Here is a 16,874-nt window from a genome sequence, read left to right on the forward strand (position 1 = left end):
AACGCGGACGGCACGGTGACGCATACGGGCCCGCCGGCCGGTCAGTGCTGCGACCCGACCAGCGGGACTCTGACGCCGATCGACGACGACGACCCGTGCACGACGGACGTGTGCAACGCGGACGGCAGCGTGACACACGTCAATAACACATTGCCGTGTGATGACGGCGACGCGTGCACGACCGGTGACGTCTGCACGGCCGGCGCCTGCGCCGGTACGCCGCTCGACTGCGACGACGGCAACCCGTGCACGGCCGACACGTGCGTCGGCGGTGTCTGCCAGCACGAGGTAACCGAGGGCTGGGTCACGCTCGAGGTGGAAGGCCTGGGAGTGTACAGCCCGCCGGTGACGCGGACCGTCACGTTCATCACGACCGATTGCCAGACCAACACCGTGCAGACCATCCCGGTCGCCGTCACGTTCACCGCCAACCCGATCCAGGTGGTCATACCCGGGATCAATACGGCGGCAGATTGGATTCAGGCCACCGAGGGTCACACGCTGAGCACGCTCGTGCCGCTCACGTTCGGCTCCACGTGCGTGGTCGCGGAACTCACCGGCGCGAACCGGCTCCGTTCAGGCGACTTCTCGAACCCGCCGTGGGTTTCCCAGGACGACCTCGTCGACATCCAGGACTTCGCCATTCTGGCGATCTACTGGAATGATCCAGTCGACCCCAATCTCGACTGGCTCGCGGATGCCACCGGGGACGGTTGGCAGGGCACGGGCGACTTCACGGTGATCCAGATCAACTTCGCCCAGATCAGCGATCCGCCAAGCGGCTGCGGAGCGTTCGCTCAGCAGCAGGGCCACATAGTGCCCGAGGTCGCGGTGGAACCGCTGGCGGTGCGCATGCCGGTGGCGGCGCTGGGTATCCCAGACGCGACGGCAGCGGATCTGGATGGCGACGGGTGGATTGGACCGGAGGATGTCCGCCGGTTCGCGGCGCGGCACCGGCTGGTGCTGCGCCCCGAGTTCCAGGCGCGCCTGGCACGACTGGAGGCGCTGTTCCCGATCGAGGCACAGGAGGAGCCGGTCCCGAACATCAGCCGCGAGTAGCGTGGTCCGGCGGGGATATCGAGACCGGGCGCGGCAGACGCCGCTTGGCCCCGCGTCACCGGTCCGTGCGGATGCATGGCGGCCGCTGTTGGATACTCCGGGATGGAAGCGCCGTAATGGCCGCGATCCGGTGTGGGTGAGGCGCCGCCGAACACTGCGGAGTGGAATTCCCGACCGGCGCGCATCGGGGAAGCGCGGTGCTATCTGCGCGGCGGCGTGCTCGTCGAACCGTCGAGTATTGCAGTCCGACTGGCTGGCGGTGTCGCGCGCGGGTTCCTGGGCGGGGACGAGACCAGCGAGTCGCGGATACACTGGCCGGCAGGGACAGCAGATCCGCTCGGGGCCAGAGTCATTTGCCGCATGCTGCCGGTGTCCCACCAGGTACGGCGCGGTCGAGCGCGGGGCCCGGCGGCGCCACGGCGTTGAGGAGCTGAGCCTGGGCGCGCTCCCGGCGCGCGCTAAAACCCAAAAACGTGTAGCGGCCAGCGGTGTGTCGCGCCTATGATGTCATACGTGGTCGGGCGTGATTCGGGTTGCGGAATAGGCGACGTGCACTCCAAAGCCGGTAGCAGCGGCGGCACCGCACGCGCGCCTGGCCATGTCGATTGAGGACCACAGCAATGCTCTACCGTTCGGGGAAGATACTCGCAGTTCTGCTTTTCGTGTGTCTTGGCGGACGCGCACCAGCCGACTGCGTGATCAACGAGATCATGTACCACCCGGACTCGCTCATCGAGGGCGAGGAGTTCATCGAGTTGTACAACGGCGGGGTGGAAGCCGTTGATCTCAGCGGATGGTGCCTGGACGGTGTCGGCTTCTGCTTTGGAAGCGGAATCAGCCTGCCGCCGGGAGCGTACGTGGTTCTGGCCCGCGACGCGGCGGCATTTACCGTCCGCTACGGCTTTGAGCCAGACTTCGTCTACCCCGGCCAACTCGACAACGGCGGCGAGTCGTTGACGTTGCGCGACGCCTTGGACCAGATCGTGGATCGCGTCGTTTACCTGGATGAGCCGCCCTGGCCGGTGCTGCCTGACGGACTCGGACCGTCGCTCGAACGGATCGATCCGACGCTGGCAGGCGATACGCCCCGCAACTGGCGCGCCGCGACCGCGGAGGCCGGGCACACTGCTAAAGCGGCTAATAGCGTTGTTGCGAGCGGCTTACCTCCGTGGTTGAGCGACGTCAGTTTTCAGCTCTCGCCGCTGCCGAACACGCCACTGCTGGTGACCGCGCGGGCGGAGGACGCGTCTCAGGTGCAGCTCACATACGTAATCGACTTTGGCGATGCTGTCACGGTGGAGATGACTGACGCTGGCAACGGAATCTACGGGGCCGAAATCCCCGGGCAGGCGGCGAACGCCCTGGTCCGCTTCAACATCACGGCCACGGGGCCGACCGGAACCATGCGCTACCCGCGCATCGACGACACGATCACCTACGACGGGACCAAGGTGGCGGACCCGGCCGTGACGACGGCCCTGCCCGTCGTGGAATGGTTCGTGCATCCCGACGACTATGCCCAGGCGCTGTCTCACTACCTGACAAACGAGCTTGAGCCTGCGGTCCTGTGTTACAACGGGAAGCTGTACGACAATATCCAATTCCGGGTCCGCGGCCAGATGTCCCGGTATTGGCCCAAGAAGAACTGGAAGATCCACTTCCCGCAGGGCCACGATTTTCAGGACGCAGCGCGGCTCGCGCTGCCCCTCGATCAGTTCGATCTTCAGTCCAACTACTCGGACAAAGCGTGGGTTCGCGAGATCCTGGCGTACGAGATGCTCCACGCCGTCAGCGCCCCGAGCTGTCCGGCATTTCACGTCCGGCTCCACCAGAACGGCGCGTTTTACGGCCTGTACACGTTGCGCATGGGCATTGACGACGACTACCTGGACTACAATGGGTTGGACGCAGACGGGGCTTGGTACAAGGCGTACAGCGACTGTCGCTACCTGCCGCTCGAATCACTCCCGCCCGCATATCAGAAGAAGACCCGCGAGTACGAAGGGTATGACGACCTGCATGAGTTTCTCTACAACGTCTATAACCTCACAGGTCAGGCGCGCCATGATTTCCTGTTCAACAACGTTGACCTTGCAGGCATGGCAAACTATCTCGCTGCGATGAGCATCATCCACAACAACGATCATGTAGCCAAGAACTACCTGCTCTACCGCGACACCATGGGCACGCAGCGTTGGACAATGCACGCCTGGGACCTGGATCTGGTGTTCGGGCGCAACTATGGTGCTGGAGGGGGTGTACTCAGCGACGGCATCTGGGCGGACAACGACGACATCGGGCTGGAGTATAGATCCCCGAGCCACCCGCTCTTTGGCGATTACTATCACCGGAAGTATGACAACCTCTGGAACCGTGCGATCGGCGCTCTTTTCGCAGATCTCGAGTTTCGGGCAATGTATTACCGTCGGCTGCGGACGTTAATGGACGCCGTGCTGTCAAATGGGTACTTTGAGCAGCGCATCACGGAGTTGACGGGACCGATCGGTCCCGAGGCGGTGTTGGACGTTGGTCGCTGGGGCCAGTATGGCGAGGCACAGACTCTGTCTCAGGCCGTCGACTTGATCCTCAACGACTATTTGCCGCGCCGCCGCACACACCTCTTCGTCACGCACCAGGTCCCCGGCGAAATCCCGCCGGCGCAGTCCGCCACCCCACTGCTCTGCATCAGCGAGATCATGTACAACCCGGCAACCGGTTCGGCACAGAGCTTCGTGGAACTGTACAACCCATCGGCCGATGAGGCCGTCGACCTGTCCGGCTGGCAGTTGATTGGCCTCGAATTCAGATTCCCGCCCGGTACGGTGTTGCTGCCGCAGCACTACGGGGTGGTCGTGAAAGACGATCCGGCGTTTCGCGCCGCCTACATCGGTGGACACCATGTGCTGGGCGTGTTTCCCGGTGCGCTCGCAGTGGGCGGAGAAACGCTGGAATTACGTACTGCGACCGGACTGCTGATTGATGCGGTGCGCTACGATGATGAACCGCCCTGGCCCACAGCTCCCGATGGCACAGGACCGTCACTGGAGCTGATTGACCTTGCCCGCGACAACATGCGCGTGACGAACTGGGCGGCCAGCGTTACCCCGGGAGGCACGCCCGGCGCCTCGAACAGCACGGCTGGGACATTGCCGGAACTGCCCCCTCTCTGGATCAACGAGGTCCTGCCCCGCAATGAAGGTGTGAATCAGGACGGCGCGGGTGACTATGACCCGTGGATCGAGATCTTTAACGGTTCCGCGGTCGATGTGGACCTGGGTGGCATGTATCTGACCGACGATCTCGCGATCCCGGCCAAGTGGGCCTTTCCGCCTAACACCACTATCGCCGCACTAAGCTGGCTCATCGTCTGGAGCGACAACGAACCCGCAGAGGGACCGCTGCACACGAACTTCCGGCTCGCCGAGTCAGCCGGGGTGGCGGGTTTGTTCACGCCGGAGCAAGCCCTCATTGATTACGTAACCTACGAATCACTTGGGCTTGATGTGTCATACGGGATGTATCCGGATGGCTTCCCAGAGTACGCCACGCTGGATGTGGCAACTCCGTTGGCGGCGAACGTCCTGACGCCCGGCGCGGCGCTGATCCTGAATGAGTATAACGCCGTGGACGCCGACAGACTGCTGAAGAACAGTGGGAGTGACACGTATTGGGGCCGAGTCCTGGGCAACGGCGGTGACTGGTTTGAGCTGGTCGTCACGAAGGATCATGTCGACGCGCGGGGCTGGCAACTCGTGATCAGCAACGACACTGGCGGCAGCGGACACACGGTCGAGACTCTGACCCTGGCGGATCACCAGCTCTGGGCGGATCTGCGCAGCGGCACGATCATCACGGTGTCTGAAAACTTGGCGGACGAAGTGAGCTTTGATCCGGTCGTCGGCGACTGGTGGATCAACGTGCAGGCGGCGGACGGAGCTGCCGGTACGTACATCACGCCCGAGAGCTTCAAGGTGTCGAACAACAACTGGCAATTAACGATCCGCGACGCGCTGGGCAGTATCGTGTTTGGACCAGCTGGCGAGGGCATCGCGCCGCCAAGTGGGATTGGGGGGGATGAGGTCTTTCGCTTGGCCGCTGATCCCAGCAGCACGACAATGGCGACCAGCCTGGCATACGAAGATGCATATCTCAGCACCTTCGGAGCGCCCAACATCTATGACGATGGCGTCAGCGGGCAGGATTTTGAGGTCTTGCGCGAGCTGGCGGCCCCGTGTCACAGTTCTGCCGACTGCGACGATGGCAACCCCTGTACATCGGACACTTGCGAGGGTTTTGCGGGCTGCAGCTACTCGAACGACCCCGATGGCACGTCGTGCGACGACGGACTCTTCTGCAACGGGAACGAGAGCTGTCAAGACGGCACATGCACTGGCGGGACGCCCCCCTGTGTTGACCAGGCCCATTGTGACGAGCTGGCTGACACCTGCCTGCCATGCATTGTCAATGCCGAGTGCGACGACTTCAATCCCTGCACGATGGATGAATGTGCGGACGACGTGTGCGTCTTCACGCCGGTCGCAGACGGTACGGCCTGCGACGATGGCGCTTTCTGCACGCTGGTCGACAGTTGCCAAAGCGGCACGTGCGTAGGCACCGGCGATCCCTGCGGCGACGCGTGCACACAGTGCGATGAACTGACGCGGAGCTGCGTTCGCTGTGTTTTCGATCTTTACGCGGGCGATGATGGTGCAATCGGTGGTGGCGACTTCGGGATTTTTGCCGGGTACTTCGGTAATTGCTATGAACCGGGCGATCCGGCTCTTGTTGCGGACTTCGACGGGGACGGGTGCGTTGGAGGCGCCGACTTCGGGCTCTTCGCGGGGTGTTTTGCGCAAACCTGCGCCGAGTGTGCAAACTGCTTTGGTGTGTTGGAGGAGTGATGCTACAGATGCCACACTCCATGCAAACGCGGCCGGTATTCGGCACGCGTCTGGTGATCGCTCGATACTCTGTCAACGTGCGGGCCGATGGGTTCTCTCGCCCGGTACGCAAGCAGCACGACTGTAATCAACCACGGCCATAGTGGTCCGTTGCAGAACGCCGTTTTGCACGTCCATTCATGCGACACGCGTGCGCGTTCCGGAAATTCCGGCCACATTTTTCACCTCCTCAGCAGAATTCGGTAAGCGTCCGGCCAAGCACAGGTTGTGCCGCGCTCGCGTAGCGACTGGCGGCGCAGGTGCCGCCGCGGTCGTGATCAGGCCGGTGGGTTCGTGGCGGGGAGCAATTCGGCCAGACGGCTGGCGGGGTGGGCGGCGATGCGCGCAAGCACGTCCCGCAGGTAGGCGAGCGGCTCGACCTTGTGCCGCTGGCAAGTGGCGATGAGGCTGAAGAGGATCGCGGCGTTGCAGTTCGTCTGCAGCGACATGTGCCAGCCGTACCTGAAGGTGATTGCCAAGAAGGCCAGGCAGGCCCTGCACATCCTGGACCGCTACCACATCGTGGCCCGGCTGAACAAGGCTATCGACGAGGTGCGGGCGGCCGAGGCCAAGGATGGCCCGCAACGGCTACGAGCTCGTGCTGACACACAGCCGCTGGTGCTTCCTGAAGCGGCTGGAGCACCTGACCGACCAGCAGCGGACGCGGCTGAACGACCTGCTGCAGTACGGGCTGAAGGCGGTGCGGGCGTATCTGCTCAAGGAGAGCTTCTAGGCCTTGTGGGAGTACACGTCGTACCACTGAGCGGGGGTGTTCCTCGATGGCTGGCTGAAGCGCGCCCTGCGGAGTCGGCTGGAACCGATCCAGAAGGTGGCCCGCAGCATCCGCACGCATCAGAAGCTGATCCTGAACTGGTTCGCGGCGAAGAAGGAGTTCTCGGCCGGGATCGTCGAGGGGCTGAACTACCGCGTGAAACTGACCATCAGAGAGGCGTATGGCTTCCGCACCCTCGAAGCCGCCGAAATCGCCCTCCATCACGCACTTGGCCGCGCCGAGACTCACCTACGAATTCTGCTGAGGAGACCTTCTCCCGCCGAACAGGGATTACACACGGCAGGATACGTCACCCAGCGAATTGGTGCTTGTATCACTGTGCGCAGAAAGATACAATAGTTGCTGGTGCGGGGGCGGACCAAGTCCGTTGCAGGAGGTGGATCATGATAAATTCGGGACAGGCGAATCGGAGTGTTTGGGCCACTTTGTTGGCCGGCGTGGCCTGCTTGCTGGTCTGCGGAGGCGTGGTCGCCGACGCACAAATGCGAATTACCGAGTACATGTATTCCGGGGTCAACGGGGAGTTCATTGAATTCACGAACGTCGGCGTGACGCCCATCGACATGACCGGGTGGAGTTTCGACGATGACAGCGCTGTCCCGGGCACTGTGTTTCTGACCGCTTTTGGGGTGGTCGACCCCGGCGAGTCGGTGATCCTGACCGAAAGCCCAGCCGCGCTGTTCATCGCGGCCTGGAACCTCGGGGGCGTCGACGTCATCGGCGACAACTCGAGTGCGAACCTGGGGCGCAACGACCAGATCAACCTGTTCGACGCGACCGGTACGCTCGTGGATCGCCTGACCTACGGGGATGAGACCTTCCCCGGGAGCATCCGCACACAAGGCGCCAGTGGCTGGGTCTGCGCGCAAGCCCTGGGTGCCAACGACGCGTACGGCTGGGTGCTCGCCACGGCTGGAGATCAGCAGGGTTCGTATGCTTCGATCGGTGGGGACGTCGGGCGTCCAGGTGTGTTCGTGCACTACGTCTGCCCGGAAGCGCCGACCGGTGCGTGCTGTGCCTCGGGCGTGTGTACGGTGACCACGGAAGCGGAGTGTTTCGGGGTGGGCCTGTGGCAGGGGGCGGGCACGAACTGTGCGACCACCGAATGCCCGCCGCCGAGCAACGCGCAGATTCGTATCACCGAGTACATGTACACCGGCGAGGGTGCAGAGTTCGTCGAATTCACGAATCTCGGCACTGAGCCGATCGACATGACGGGGTGGAGCTTCGACGATGACAGCCGCATACCGGGAACGTTGGACCTGACGGCGATCGGCACGCTCGCGCCTGGAGAGTCTGCCATTGTGACTGAAACCACCGCCGTCGTCTTCATGGCCGACTGGCACGGGCTGGCGGGCATCAAGATCATCGGAAATTCGACAGTTGGCCTGGGTGGCAACGATGAGATCAACCTGTTCGACAACTCCGCGGCGCTGGTCGACCGATTGAGCTACGGTCCGGATGGATTTCCCGGCAGCGTGACCGCCAATGGTGTCAGCGCATGGCCCTACGCGGATGGGGTGGGCATCAACAACATTTATCGCTGGCGGCTTTCCGTGGTGGGGGATGCGCAGAACTCCGTTCAGTCGCTATCCGGCGACATCGGCAATCCGGGGACGTTCGTGCTCTGGAATGCCCCTCTTGGCGCGTGCTGTGTGGCCGGCGCGTGCCTTGAACTGGGCCTGTCGGGATGCCTGCTCGCTCACGGTTTGTACCTGGGAGATGGCATTGACTGTGACACGAACCCCTGTCCGCCCCCGAGCAACGCGTTGGTTCGGATTACGGAGTACATGTATTCGGGCGCGGGCGGCGAGTTCATCGAGTTCACCAACCTGGGCACGACGCCCGTCAACATGGATGGCTGGAGCTTCACCGACAGCGCCAATCTGCCGGGAGCTTTTGACCTCAGCGCGTTTGGCACGATTCAGGCGGGGGAATCGGTTGTGCTGGCCGAAGAGCAGCCCGACGATCCCCCTTACAGTTTTCGCACGGATTGGGCCATGCCCGCCGCGGTGAAGCTCATCGTGATCGCGGCCGGCGAGCTCGGTCGCAACGACTGGATGCACGTTTACGATGCCTCGGGAACGCTGGTCGATGAGGTGCAGTACGGGGACCAGGATTTTCCCGGCAGTATCCGCGCGCAAGGCGCCAGCGGCTGGCCCTGTGCCCTCGGACTCGGCGAGAACAACATTTACACATGGGTGCTGTCGACGCTCGGGGACACGCAGGGCTCATACGCTTCCAGCGGGGGCGACGTGGGCAGCCCGGGGACGTTCGTCATCGATTACTGCGGCCAGCTTCTGCTGGGCGACATGAATTGTGACGGCGAAGTGAGCTTCCGCGACATTAACCCGTTTGTGTTATACTTGACCAACTTCACGATGTGGTCGGCGACGTACACCGGCTGTCCGCCGCAGATCGGCGACATCAACAGCGACGGCATCTATGGCGAGGGCTCGTTCGGCGACATCAATCCCTTTGTTGCACTGCTGGCCGGCACCCCGTAGCCCCGCGCATGGAAGCTGCCGCTCCCTTGCACCCGCGCCTGGCATGCGCAGTACGAGCCAGCGGTGTCTGGTGCGTGGAAAGGCGCATGGGTTCCGGGTGTGCGCCGGCGCGCCTGCGGCAGGCGGCGGTACGCCCGCTCATCGGAGTCGGCCCGGCTGGCGCCGCTCGAGCGGTCGTCGCAGCCGTGCTTCTGACGTGCTCACGCGTGGAGCCCGGGAAACCGGCTCCGCAGGCAGCCGCAGGTGCCTGCTCGGGGTTTCCTGCCCTGACCGAGCGGCGGACGTCACCCGGCGCCCCGACTGTACGCAGCCCGCGCGCCACCGCGAATCGGCTGCGAGTTGGCCCGGATACTTCACCAGTGTGAGACCGTTCAGACGCAGCGATGGTTTCCGGGCCCTGTAAACTGGCCATTCGCTGAAATTTGCCTGGTACAAGGCAAGAGCAGCCATAGCCAGTCAAGCGTGAAGTAGAAGGATTTGTAACAGTTCACTCGCCTGCAATGGCAACAAAAGGAACCGTGCAGTCGTGCACTGCACTATATGAGGAGATCACGCGATGTTGAGGAACTACCTGTTGGCAGGCAGCATTGGGCTCATTCTGGCGGGCAGCCTGACCGCCGTGGCGGACACGATCGAGTCGGTCGAAAAGGCCATCATCGAGAAGACCGCCAAGCACACGTCCTTCCAGGGCAAGACCAGCTCGACCCAGGACATGCTGGCTGGCGAGATGAAGTTCACCTCGAAGGGCGACATGACTTACGAGTTCATGAAGAAGGGCGACAAGTGGCTGTACCGCTCCGAAGGCCGCACGAAATCCACGACCGTCATGTCCGGCCAGGAGCAGAAGAGCGACAGCACCGTCCTGATGATCTGCGACGGCGAGTTTCTCTACACCCTGACCGACAACGACGGCCAGAAGATGGCTATGAAGACCCGCGCACCGGATCAAAACATCATGGTCACGAATAAGGCCTACTTCGACAACCTGCGCAAGGACTTCGACCTCAAGCTGCTGCCCGATGAGACGATCGACGGCAAGTCGACCTGGGTCATCGAAGCCACCAACAAGCAGGCCAAGTCGATGCCCGCCGGCACGCTCACGACGATGCTGAACTACTTCGACAAGGACAGCGGACTCACCATCCGGACGATCGGCAAGGATTCAACCGGCAAGACGGTCATGACTACGAACACGACCGATATCAAGATCAATCCGACCATCGCCGCGGACCGGTTCGTGTTCAAGGCCCCCGAGGGCGTGCAGATCATGGACGTGACGCAGCAGGCGTCCGCCGCCGGCGAGCCGAAGGCGGCCTCCGATCAGCAGACCACGGAGCAGCAGCAGGAAACCGAGAAGAAAGAGAAGTAACAACCGCCAGCTCCCGTCCTCCCTGCCACTCAGGGAACGGCCGAGGGAGGGTGAAGCGACCAAACCGCGCGCCCCGTCCCATCACCGCACGTGAACGGGACGGGGCGTGTTCGTGATTCTGAGTCAACTCCCGCCACCATGCCCCTGTTCACCGCATGAGCGCCACGAGCATGAACGCCGCCGCCACCGCCACGGCGCTGAGCACCAGCCCCGCCACCGCCTGCGCCCGCCGGCGGCGCGCGCGTACCCGCACCCACGTCTCCAGGATCGTCGCCACCTGCCCCGCCGCACCCGCGTCCGCCGGCTGCGCGAATTCGATCGCGACGCCCGCCCCCCGCCAGCGCTCCACCGCCAGCGCATCCTCCCACAACAGCGCCAGAAAATCCGCCAGCCCCGCGAACACCACCCGCCGGTACTGCCCAGCCCGTAGCCCGTCCTCCACCTCGTCCACATCCCGCGGCGCGTGCCAGCCGGCATCCGTCACCCCGCGTGCCCGCAGGTAGTCCTCCACGAGCGCCCCCGCAGTGCTGCCCCGCTCGCACACCACCGCCACGCCGCTCGCCGCCCGCGTCTCGCTCATCGCACACCACCGTAGACCAGCCACATGTTCACGGTCAGCAACACCAGCGCAGCGATGCCCACCGCACCGGCGTACGGAAAAATGCTCGCCCCCACCAGCCACGCCGGCCCCGTGTACCGCACAACCGGCCGCACCGCCATCAGCACCAGCACCCCCCCCGCGTGCACGCCGAACGACAGCCACACATTGCCCGTCCAGTAAAACGCCGCACACAGCAGCGCCCCCAGCGCCACGTGCCCCGGAAACGTCCAGTATCGCTTCACGCTCCGCACGTAGTGCGCCGCGGCGAAGATCACCGTGCCGGTGGGCAGCGCCACCCAGGCGCCGAACGCCTCCAGCAGCCCCGCGAGCAGCATGGCGCGAAACAGCAGCTCCTCCACGAGCGCAATCAGCACGGCCGTCAGCGGCACGCCCGCCCACCGCCGCGCCAAACGCCCGATTGCATGCCGCATGCGGAAATGCACGTTGCACGTCAGCATCCAGGCCAGGTACAGCAGCGCGAGATACAGAATCGCCGCCGCCGCCCCGTGCAGCGCCGCGCGCGGCGCCGGGCCCAATGGGAAAAACTGTGCGTAGTACGCCCACGGCGATTGCCCGCGCACCAGTGGATAACCCAACAGCGCCACCACGAACGCCACGTTGGTCACGAGCCGGTTAAGCCCGCGGAGCGAACGCGGCAGGTCCGGCGCCCCCAGCCGCAATTGCAGCGGCAGCCCCGCCACGCGCAGCAGCACCGACTGCCCCACCCACATCAGCACCGGCACCAGCAGCAAGGCTCCGAGTGCAAGCATCGCGTTATGTCGCTCCTGCCAGCGCCGGAGCCTGCCCCCACGGCCGCATGTACCGCGTGTCGCCTTGCAGCGCCCGCGTCCAGCGCTTGTCGCCCCACAAGTACCAGAGCGCCGGCTGCGCGCGGACGAACCGCTCGAACTCTGTCGCAAACCACTGCATCTGTTCCGCGATCACCGCTTGCCGCGCCGCGCGCCCCGGCCCCGCCGCCGACCCGTCATACGGCCCGCGCACCAAGAGCCGCTGCCGCGCCCCGCAGGTCTCCGCCGTCAGCATGAACACCGGCGCCCGCGTCCGCAGCGCCAACACCGCCGGCCCCGCCGGGAGGTAGATCTCCCGCTCGCAGAACCGCACCGGCGTGCCGTCGTCGCGCTTCTGCGGCAGATCCGGCGTAATGAACAACGTCTCGCCGGCCCGCAGTGCCGCCGCCATGCGCGCGAGCCGCCCCAGGGCCCCGCCCGCGTCCGCCGGCTCGGAGATCCACCGCACGCCGCTCGCCCGGTACCAGCGCTCCTTGGCGACCCGTCGCCGGGCGTCCTTGGAATAACGCAGATAGATGGTGAGCGGGACTTCCTGGTTCAGTCGCGCGAGATTCAGCAGATAGTTCGCGATGTGCGGCCCCACGAGGATCGCTCCGCGCCCGCCCGCCGCCGCGTCGCGCAGTCGATTCACCGATTCATCCAGCTCGACACGCTCCGCCACCAGTTCCGCCAGTGCTGGGCACATCTGCCCGCCGCGCGAGCGGTCGGCGTAGCGCCACGCGTGCAGCGCGCCCGCGAAGTGCGCGCCCAACTGCGCGAAATACGCCCGGTGCGTCTCCGGCGAGTACAGCCCCACCGCCCGCATGTTCCCCGCCACCTGCCGCCCCACCACCGGCAGCCGCGGCCCCCACGCCGCCAGCCGGCTCATGAACCGGTCCGCCGCGCGCGCCGACAGCCGCGGGGCCGCCCACAGAGCGGCGTCCGTCACCCGTGCCGTCAGCCAATGTCGCGCTTCCCGCAGCACGCCGCGCCTCCGCCAGCGGCCACGATCATGTCGCGGGCCACCGGTTTTCGCCAGCGGACCCACGCCGGCAATTGGCTTCGCACCCGACCACAGCTAGAATGCCCCCGGTCGAGCCACCTCCGCCCACAGGCGTGTCGCGGCGCAGGCGGCGAACCCCACGGAGCACACCCATGAAGAACTGGCTGACGTTGACGGTGCTGGCAGGCTGCCTGTTCGGTTTCACGACGGCCGCTCTCGCGGAGGATGATCTCGAAGCCGTGCAACGTCGCATCATCGAGGCCTGGCGCAAGCACAAGTCCCTGACCGCCAACATCGTCATGTCCAGCCGGCTGCAACTGGGCGAAAGCGTCGTCGACGGCATGGGCACGGGCACCTACGAGTTTCTCAAGCAGGGCGACAAACTGCTCTCGCGCCTGGAGATCCGCAGCACGCTCGTCCAGAAGCAGGGCACCGAGGAGCGCAAAATCGAGCAAGCCATGACCTCGATCAGCGACGGCGACATCGCCCACACCATCAGCGAGATGGGCGCCGAGAAGACCGTCATCAAGACGAAGGTCGAGCCGCGCCAGAGCGGCGACCCGCAACGGGTCTTTGAGTTCCTGGCCCGCGACAGCGGCCTGCGCCTGATGCCCGAGGACACCCTCGACGGCCGCAAGCTGTATGTCATCGAGGTCACCCCGCGGCGCACCGCCCCCCTCCAGCCGGTGAAGCAACTGCTCTCGTTCGACCAGGAGTCCGGCTTTCTCATGCGGATCGTCGGCCTCGGCGCCGACGACACGCCCCAGGCCAGCATGACCTACAAGGACGTCAAGATCGACGAACACATCGACCCCGACCACTTCAAGTTCCAGGCCCCCGAGGGCGTCGAGATCATCGACGAGACCGGCGCCACGCCGCCCGCGTCCGGCCCGGCGTCGGCCCCCGCAGCGCAGCCGTCCAGCGCGGCCAAGCCGTAGCGCCGCGCACCGTCCGCCCAAACAAGCAGGGCGGCGCCGAGCTGGAAACCCGACGCCGCCCAGTCGCGTAGGAACGCGCGAAACGAGAGAGGAATTCTCACACACCTGGGGGACGATTCGCCGCCGGTGCGCGGGTCGAGCGAAGCTGAGGCGGCGTGTCCCGATACCTGCGAGGCAGCGTGCCTACACGCCGCTGGCCACAATCTGCCCGGCGCCGTCCTTCTCCGCGATCTGACGCACGGCGTCGTACGCCGCCTGGATCCGGGCCTTGGCCAGCTCCACTTCCGCGGTCACGGGGCAGCACGTCTTCATCTCGCCGACCTTGTACTCGCAGGTCTTGCCCTCGGCCTTGGCCAGCTCCTTGCCCTCACCCTTGCTGCTGCACGCCGAGGCCGACTTCGCGCAGGTGTACTCCTTGCCGTCGACGACCTTGGTCATCGTCACCTTCTCGGACGCTGTGCGCGCCGCGGTCGCCGCCTGCTCCGCCGTCGCCTGGTCCGCGAATACGTACGCCGCCACCTGGTACTTCACCTTGTCGCCGCTGTCCTTGGCCAGCGCCGCCGCCGCGTTCGGGCACGCCACGCACTTGCCCTGGACCGCGTAACGCACCGTCGTCATGGTCGTGAGGTGCTCATTGAGCACCGTCTCGTACGCCTTGAGAGCCTCGGCCTTGTCCGTGTACTCCTTCTCGGCGACGACATAGCGAATGTCCGCATCCTTGCCGGCGGCCAGCTCGCTGGCCTCCTTGGGACAACACACGGTCTTGTCGCCGACCTTGTACGCCATCTTCGGCATGCACGCCGCGAGTGCCTTGTCCGCGCACTGCGCCCCGTCTTTCGCGTAAGCCGCCTTGTCCTTGCTGCACATCGCGCTCTTGCCGTCGCTCTGCGCGGTGGCTTCGCCCTTCGCGCCGCACTGCGCCAGCGCCATCGAAGCCAGCCCCAGACCCGTCACCACCGCCAACGTCGATCGCATCCAAGCTTTCATCGCTCACTCCTGTCTTTGCCAATGTTCCTGTGATTAGGCCCGACCGTGCCCTCCACCGCGCCCACACGCGGCCCGGTCTGTCTTTGCAAGCCTGCGCCGGCCCGGCTCCTGCCCGCCAGCATTACGATATAGTATCATTTCGATTCTATTTGTCAACCCCCCGGCAACCCACTCGGGTGGCCCCGTTCCCGGCGCTCTTTCCAGCCTGCCCCGACCGGCGTTTGCGCATTTCAGGACACTCAAGACATGCATAGCGGTTGTGCCCGCTTTGGGCGCCCCCCCGCTGCCGCTACACTCCTGTGCCGTCGAATTGCCGTTTCCGATCAATGATCGAGTCTGGAGGAAGCGATGCGCCAAAGCCTGCTTGCCCTGCTGGTCGTGCAACTGGTCACCCCGTCCGCGTGGGCCTGGGGCGCGCACGTACACCGCACAATCACCGCGCTGGCGCTCGATGGGCTGCCCGCCGACGCACCCGCCTGGTTGCGTGAGCCGGCCGCCCGCCGACGCATCGCCTTCGCATGCAATCAACCCGACCGCTGGCGCGGCTGGAACTCCCCCGTGCTCAAGCACGAGAACGATCCTGAGCACTACCTCGACGCTGAGCTGCTTGACCAGTTCGGCTTGACGCTCGACTCGATACCGAAGCTGCGCTACGAGTACCTCCGCGTCATGGCAGCCGCCAAACAAGCGCACCCGGAGCGCATCGCGCCCTACGACGCGGCGAAAGACCCCGCCCGGACGCACGAGTGGCCCGGCTTCGTCCTGCACGCCGTCGCCGAGCACTACGCCCGGCTGCAGGCCGCATTCCAGCAAGTCCGCATTCTCGAGCGGCTCAACGATCCCGCCCGCCAACTCCAGCTCGATGAGGCCCGCGGCATCGCGATCTACCACCTTGGCCAGTTGAGCCACTTCGTCGCCGACATCGCGCAGCCGCTGCATACGACGAAGCACTACAACGGCTGGGTGGGCGAGAATCCCGCCGGCTACAAATGGCGCGAGAACTTCCACGCGTACATCGACGAGGACTGGGCCGCGCAGCACCACCTCAACGCCGACCAGTTCCGCGCACACGTCAAGTACGGCGTCGAAGTGCAAGCCGCCGATCCGTGGAACGACGTGCGCACCTACTTCCAGCGCTCGTTCGCGCAGCTGGAGCCGCTCTACACGCTCGAACGCGACGGTCAGCTCGACGGCCCCGCCGGCGAAGCGCTGCTCATGGGCCAGATGGGCGACGCGGCGTCGACGCTCTCCGCACTGATCTCGGCCGCATACACCAGCAGCGCCCCGACCGACAAACAGGTCGAGTCGTGGACCCATTACGAGGGTGCGCCGTAGTAACCGCACGCCCACCAACCGCAAACGTCGCCGATCGCGCAAAACGGTGGACGCGCACTGTGCGTCAGTTACGGTTCTGCAGCTGCCCGCGCGCCGCGGCCTGAACCGCCCGGCGTTTCTCTGCCGGTGGTCCGACTGCCCATTCGATCCCTGCCGCAACGAGGCCTGCACCTAACCCGACCGCCGCGATGACGATCGCCGCGAGAAACCAGGGGCCGAGGTCGTGGGCGTACGACCATTCGGGAGCCAACGTCACGGCCAGCGCAAGACCGAACAGGGCGAGCTGCACTGTGATGTTAACAGCCAGTGAAAAGAAGAGCAGTCGCTTCGTGCAGCGGCGGTATCTATCTGTCTTGGGGCGCCGAAAACGGGCGTATTGCTCCACCAGCAGGTGTCCACGTGCGAACTCGCGCCCACATTCTGGGCATCGTCCATCTGGCAGACCCCGCAGCGCATATCCACATTGGAGGCAGTAGACCGGGTACTCGTCGTCTGGGAAGCACGCAGGGTCAACCTGCGTGCCACGCGGTATGACGCCAAGCCATCTCGCGATT

General features: G+C 65.1%; 14 protein-coding genes. 8 read left to right on the forward strand and 6 right to left on the reverse strand.

The window, feature by feature from the left end:
- Nucleotides 1–1,059: hypothetical protein (locus KA383_09630; GenBank protein ID MBP7746385.1), on the forward strand; the 1,059-nt coding region annotated here is incomplete at its 5' end.
- A 620-nt stretch (nucleotides 1,060–1,679) separates the two neighbouring features.
- Nucleotides 1,680–5,960 (forward strand): CotH kinase family protein, encoded by a 4,281-nt coding sequence (locus KA383_09635; protein ID MBP7746386.1) that lies wholly within the window; start codon nucleotides 1,680–1,682, stop codon nucleotides 5,958–5,960.
- 317 nt (nucleotides 5,961–6,277) lie between these two features.
- Here the strand turns inward: KA383_09635 and KA383_09640 are convergent, their stop codons facing one another.
- Nucleotides 6,278–6,448 carry a transposase domain-containing protein gene (locus tag KA383_09640; GenBank protein MBP7746387.1) on the reverse strand — a complete coding sequence of 57 codons (171 nt, stop codon included), beginning with the start codon at nucleotides 6,446–6,448 and terminating at the stop codon, nucleotides 6,278–6,280.
- A 125-nt stretch (nucleotides 6,449–6,573) separates the two neighbouring features.
- On the opposite strand from KA383_09640, the gene KA383_09645 reads away from it, so the two are divergent.
- The 4 genes from KA383_09645 to KA383_09660 all read left to right on the forward strand — a co-directional run bounded on the left by KA383_09645 (nucleotide 6,574) and on the right by KA383_09660 (nucleotide 10,668).
- Nucleotides 6,574–6,732, forward strand: a complete 159-nt coding sequence (locus KA383_09645; GenBank protein MBP7746388.1) for a transposase — start codon at nucleotides 6,574–6,576, stop codon at nucleotides 6,730–6,732.
- A 36-nt stretch (nucleotides 6,733–6,768) separates the two neighbouring features.
- Entirely contained in the window at nucleotides 6,769–7,131 is a 363-nt protein-coding gene (locus KA383_09650) for a transposase (protein MBP7746389.1), read from the forward strand.
- Nucleotides 7,132–7,175: 44 nt separating this feature from the next.
- Nucleotides 7,176–9,299, forward strand: coding sequence for a lamin tail domain-containing protein (locus tag KA383_09655; GenBank protein ID MBP7746390.1), 2,124 nt, complete (start codon nucleotides 7,176–7,178; stop codon nucleotides 9,297–9,299).
- Between the two features lie 556 nt (nucleotides 9,300–9,855).
- Nucleotides 9,856–10,668, forward strand: a complete 813-nt coding sequence (locus KA383_09660) for a hypothetical protein (protein MBP7746391.1) — start codon at nucleotides 9,856–9,858, stop codon at nucleotides 10,666–10,668.
- A gap of 148 nt (nucleotides 10,669–10,816) precedes the next feature.
- Here KA383_09660 and KA383_09665 read toward each other — a convergent pair whose 3' ends face one another.
- From KA383_09665 to KA383_09675, 3 genes are read right to left on the reverse strand one after another with little or no spacing between them, the layout of a single operon-like run.
- A complete protein-coding gene (locus tag KA383_09665; protein ID MBP7746392.1) occupies nucleotides 10,817–11,248 on the reverse strand; it encodes a hypothetical protein in 432 nt (143 codons plus the stop codon).
- Nucleotides 11,245–12,039: a CPBP family intramembrane metalloprotease gene (locus tag KA383_09670; GenBank protein MBP7746393.1), complete on the reverse strand. Its 795-nt coding sequence runs from the start codon at nucleotides 12,037–12,039 to the stop codon at nucleotides 11,245–11,247. Before KA383_09670 ends, KA383_09665 begins: the two co-directional genes overlap by 4 nt.
- A gap of 4 nt (nucleotides 12,040–12,043) precedes the next feature.
- Nucleotides 12,044–13,042, reverse strand: coding sequence for a hypothetical protein (locus tag KA383_09675; protein MBP7746394.1), 999 nt, complete (start codon nucleotides 13,040–13,042; stop codon nucleotides 12,044–12,046).
- A gap of 170 nt (nucleotides 13,043–13,212) precedes the next feature.
- Between KA383_09675 and KA383_09680 the strand changes: the two genes are divergently transcribed.
- A complete protein-coding gene (locus tag KA383_09680; protein MBP7746395.1) occupies nucleotides 13,213–13,998 on the forward strand; it encodes a hypothetical protein in 786 nt (261 codons plus the stop codon).
- Nucleotides 13,999–14,181: 183 nt separating this feature from the next.
- Here the strand turns inward: KA383_09680 and KA383_09685 are convergent, their stop codons facing one another.
- Nucleotides 14,182–14,985 (reverse strand): hypothetical protein, encoded by an 804-nt coding sequence (locus KA383_09685; protein MBP7746396.1) that lies wholly within the window; start codon nucleotides 14,983–14,985, stop codon nucleotides 14,182–14,184.
- Nucleotides 14,986–15,333: 348 nt separating this feature from the next.
- On the opposite strand from KA383_09685, the gene KA383_09690 reads away from it, so the two are divergent.
- Nucleotides 15,334–16,320 (forward strand): hypothetical protein, encoded by a 987-nt coding sequence (locus KA383_09690; GenBank protein ID MBP7746397.1) that lies wholly within the window; start codon nucleotides 15,334–15,336, stop codon nucleotides 16,318–16,320.
- A 64-nt stretch (nucleotides 16,321–16,384) separates the two neighbouring features.
- Here KA383_09690 and KA383_09695 read toward each other — a convergent pair whose 3' ends face one another.
- Nucleotides 16,385–16,705 (reverse strand): hypothetical protein, encoded by a 321-nt coding sequence (locus KA383_09695; GenBank protein ID MBP7746398.1) that lies wholly within the window; start codon nucleotides 16,703–16,705, stop codon nucleotides 16,385–16,387.
- Nucleotides 16,706–16,874 lie beyond the last annotated feature (169 nt).

This window comes from Phycisphaerae bacterium (genome assembly GCA_017999985.1).
GTDB lineage: Bacteria > Planctomycetota > Phycisphaerae > UBA1845 > Fen-1342 > JAGNKU01.

What these genes read in the sequence shown, in the direction of transcription:
- KA383_09660 (MBP7746391.1), top strand. Translation starts at nt 9,856, where the DNA reads ATGTTGAGGAACTACCTGTTGGCAGGCAGCATTGGGCTCATTCTGGCG.
- KA383_09670 (MBP7746393.1), bottom strand. Translation starts at nt 12,039, where the DNA reads ATGCTTGCACTCGGAGCCTTGCTGCTGGTGCCGGTGCTGATGTGGGTG.
- KA383_09640 (MBP7746387.1), bottom strand. Translation starts at nt 6,448, where the DNA reads ATGTCGCTGCAGACGAACTGCAACGCCGCGATCCTCTTCAGCCTCATC.
- KA383_09645 (MBP7746388.1), top strand. Translation starts at nt 6,574, where the DNA reads ATGGCCCGCAACGGCTACGAGCTCGTGCTGACACACAGCCGCTGGTGC.
- KA383_09635 (MBP7746386.1), top strand. Translation starts at nt 1,680, where the DNA reads ATGCTCTACCGTTCGGGGAAGATACTCGCAGTTCTGCTTTTCGTGTGT.
- KA383_09655 (MBP7746390.1), top strand. Translation starts at nt 7,176, where the DNA reads ATGATAAATTCGGGACAGGCGAATCGGAGTGTTTGGGCCACTTTGTTG.
- KA383_09680 (MBP7746395.1), top strand. Translation starts at nt 13,213, where the DNA reads ATGAAGAACTGGCTGACGTTGACGGTGCTGGCAGGCTGCCTGTTCGGT.
- KA383_09690 (MBP7746397.1), top strand. Translation starts at nt 15,334, where the DNA reads ATGCGCCAAAGCCTGCTTGCCCTGCTGGTCGTGCAACTGGTCACCCCG.
- KA383_09685 (MBP7746396.1), bottom strand. Translation starts at nt 14,985, where the DNA reads ATGAAAGCTTGGATGCGATCGACGTTGGCGGTGGTGACGGGTCTGGGG.
- KA383_09665 (MBP7746392.1), bottom strand. Translation starts at nt 11,248, where the DNA reads ATGAGCGAGACGCGGGCGGCGAGCGGCGTGGCGGTGGTGTGCGAGCGG.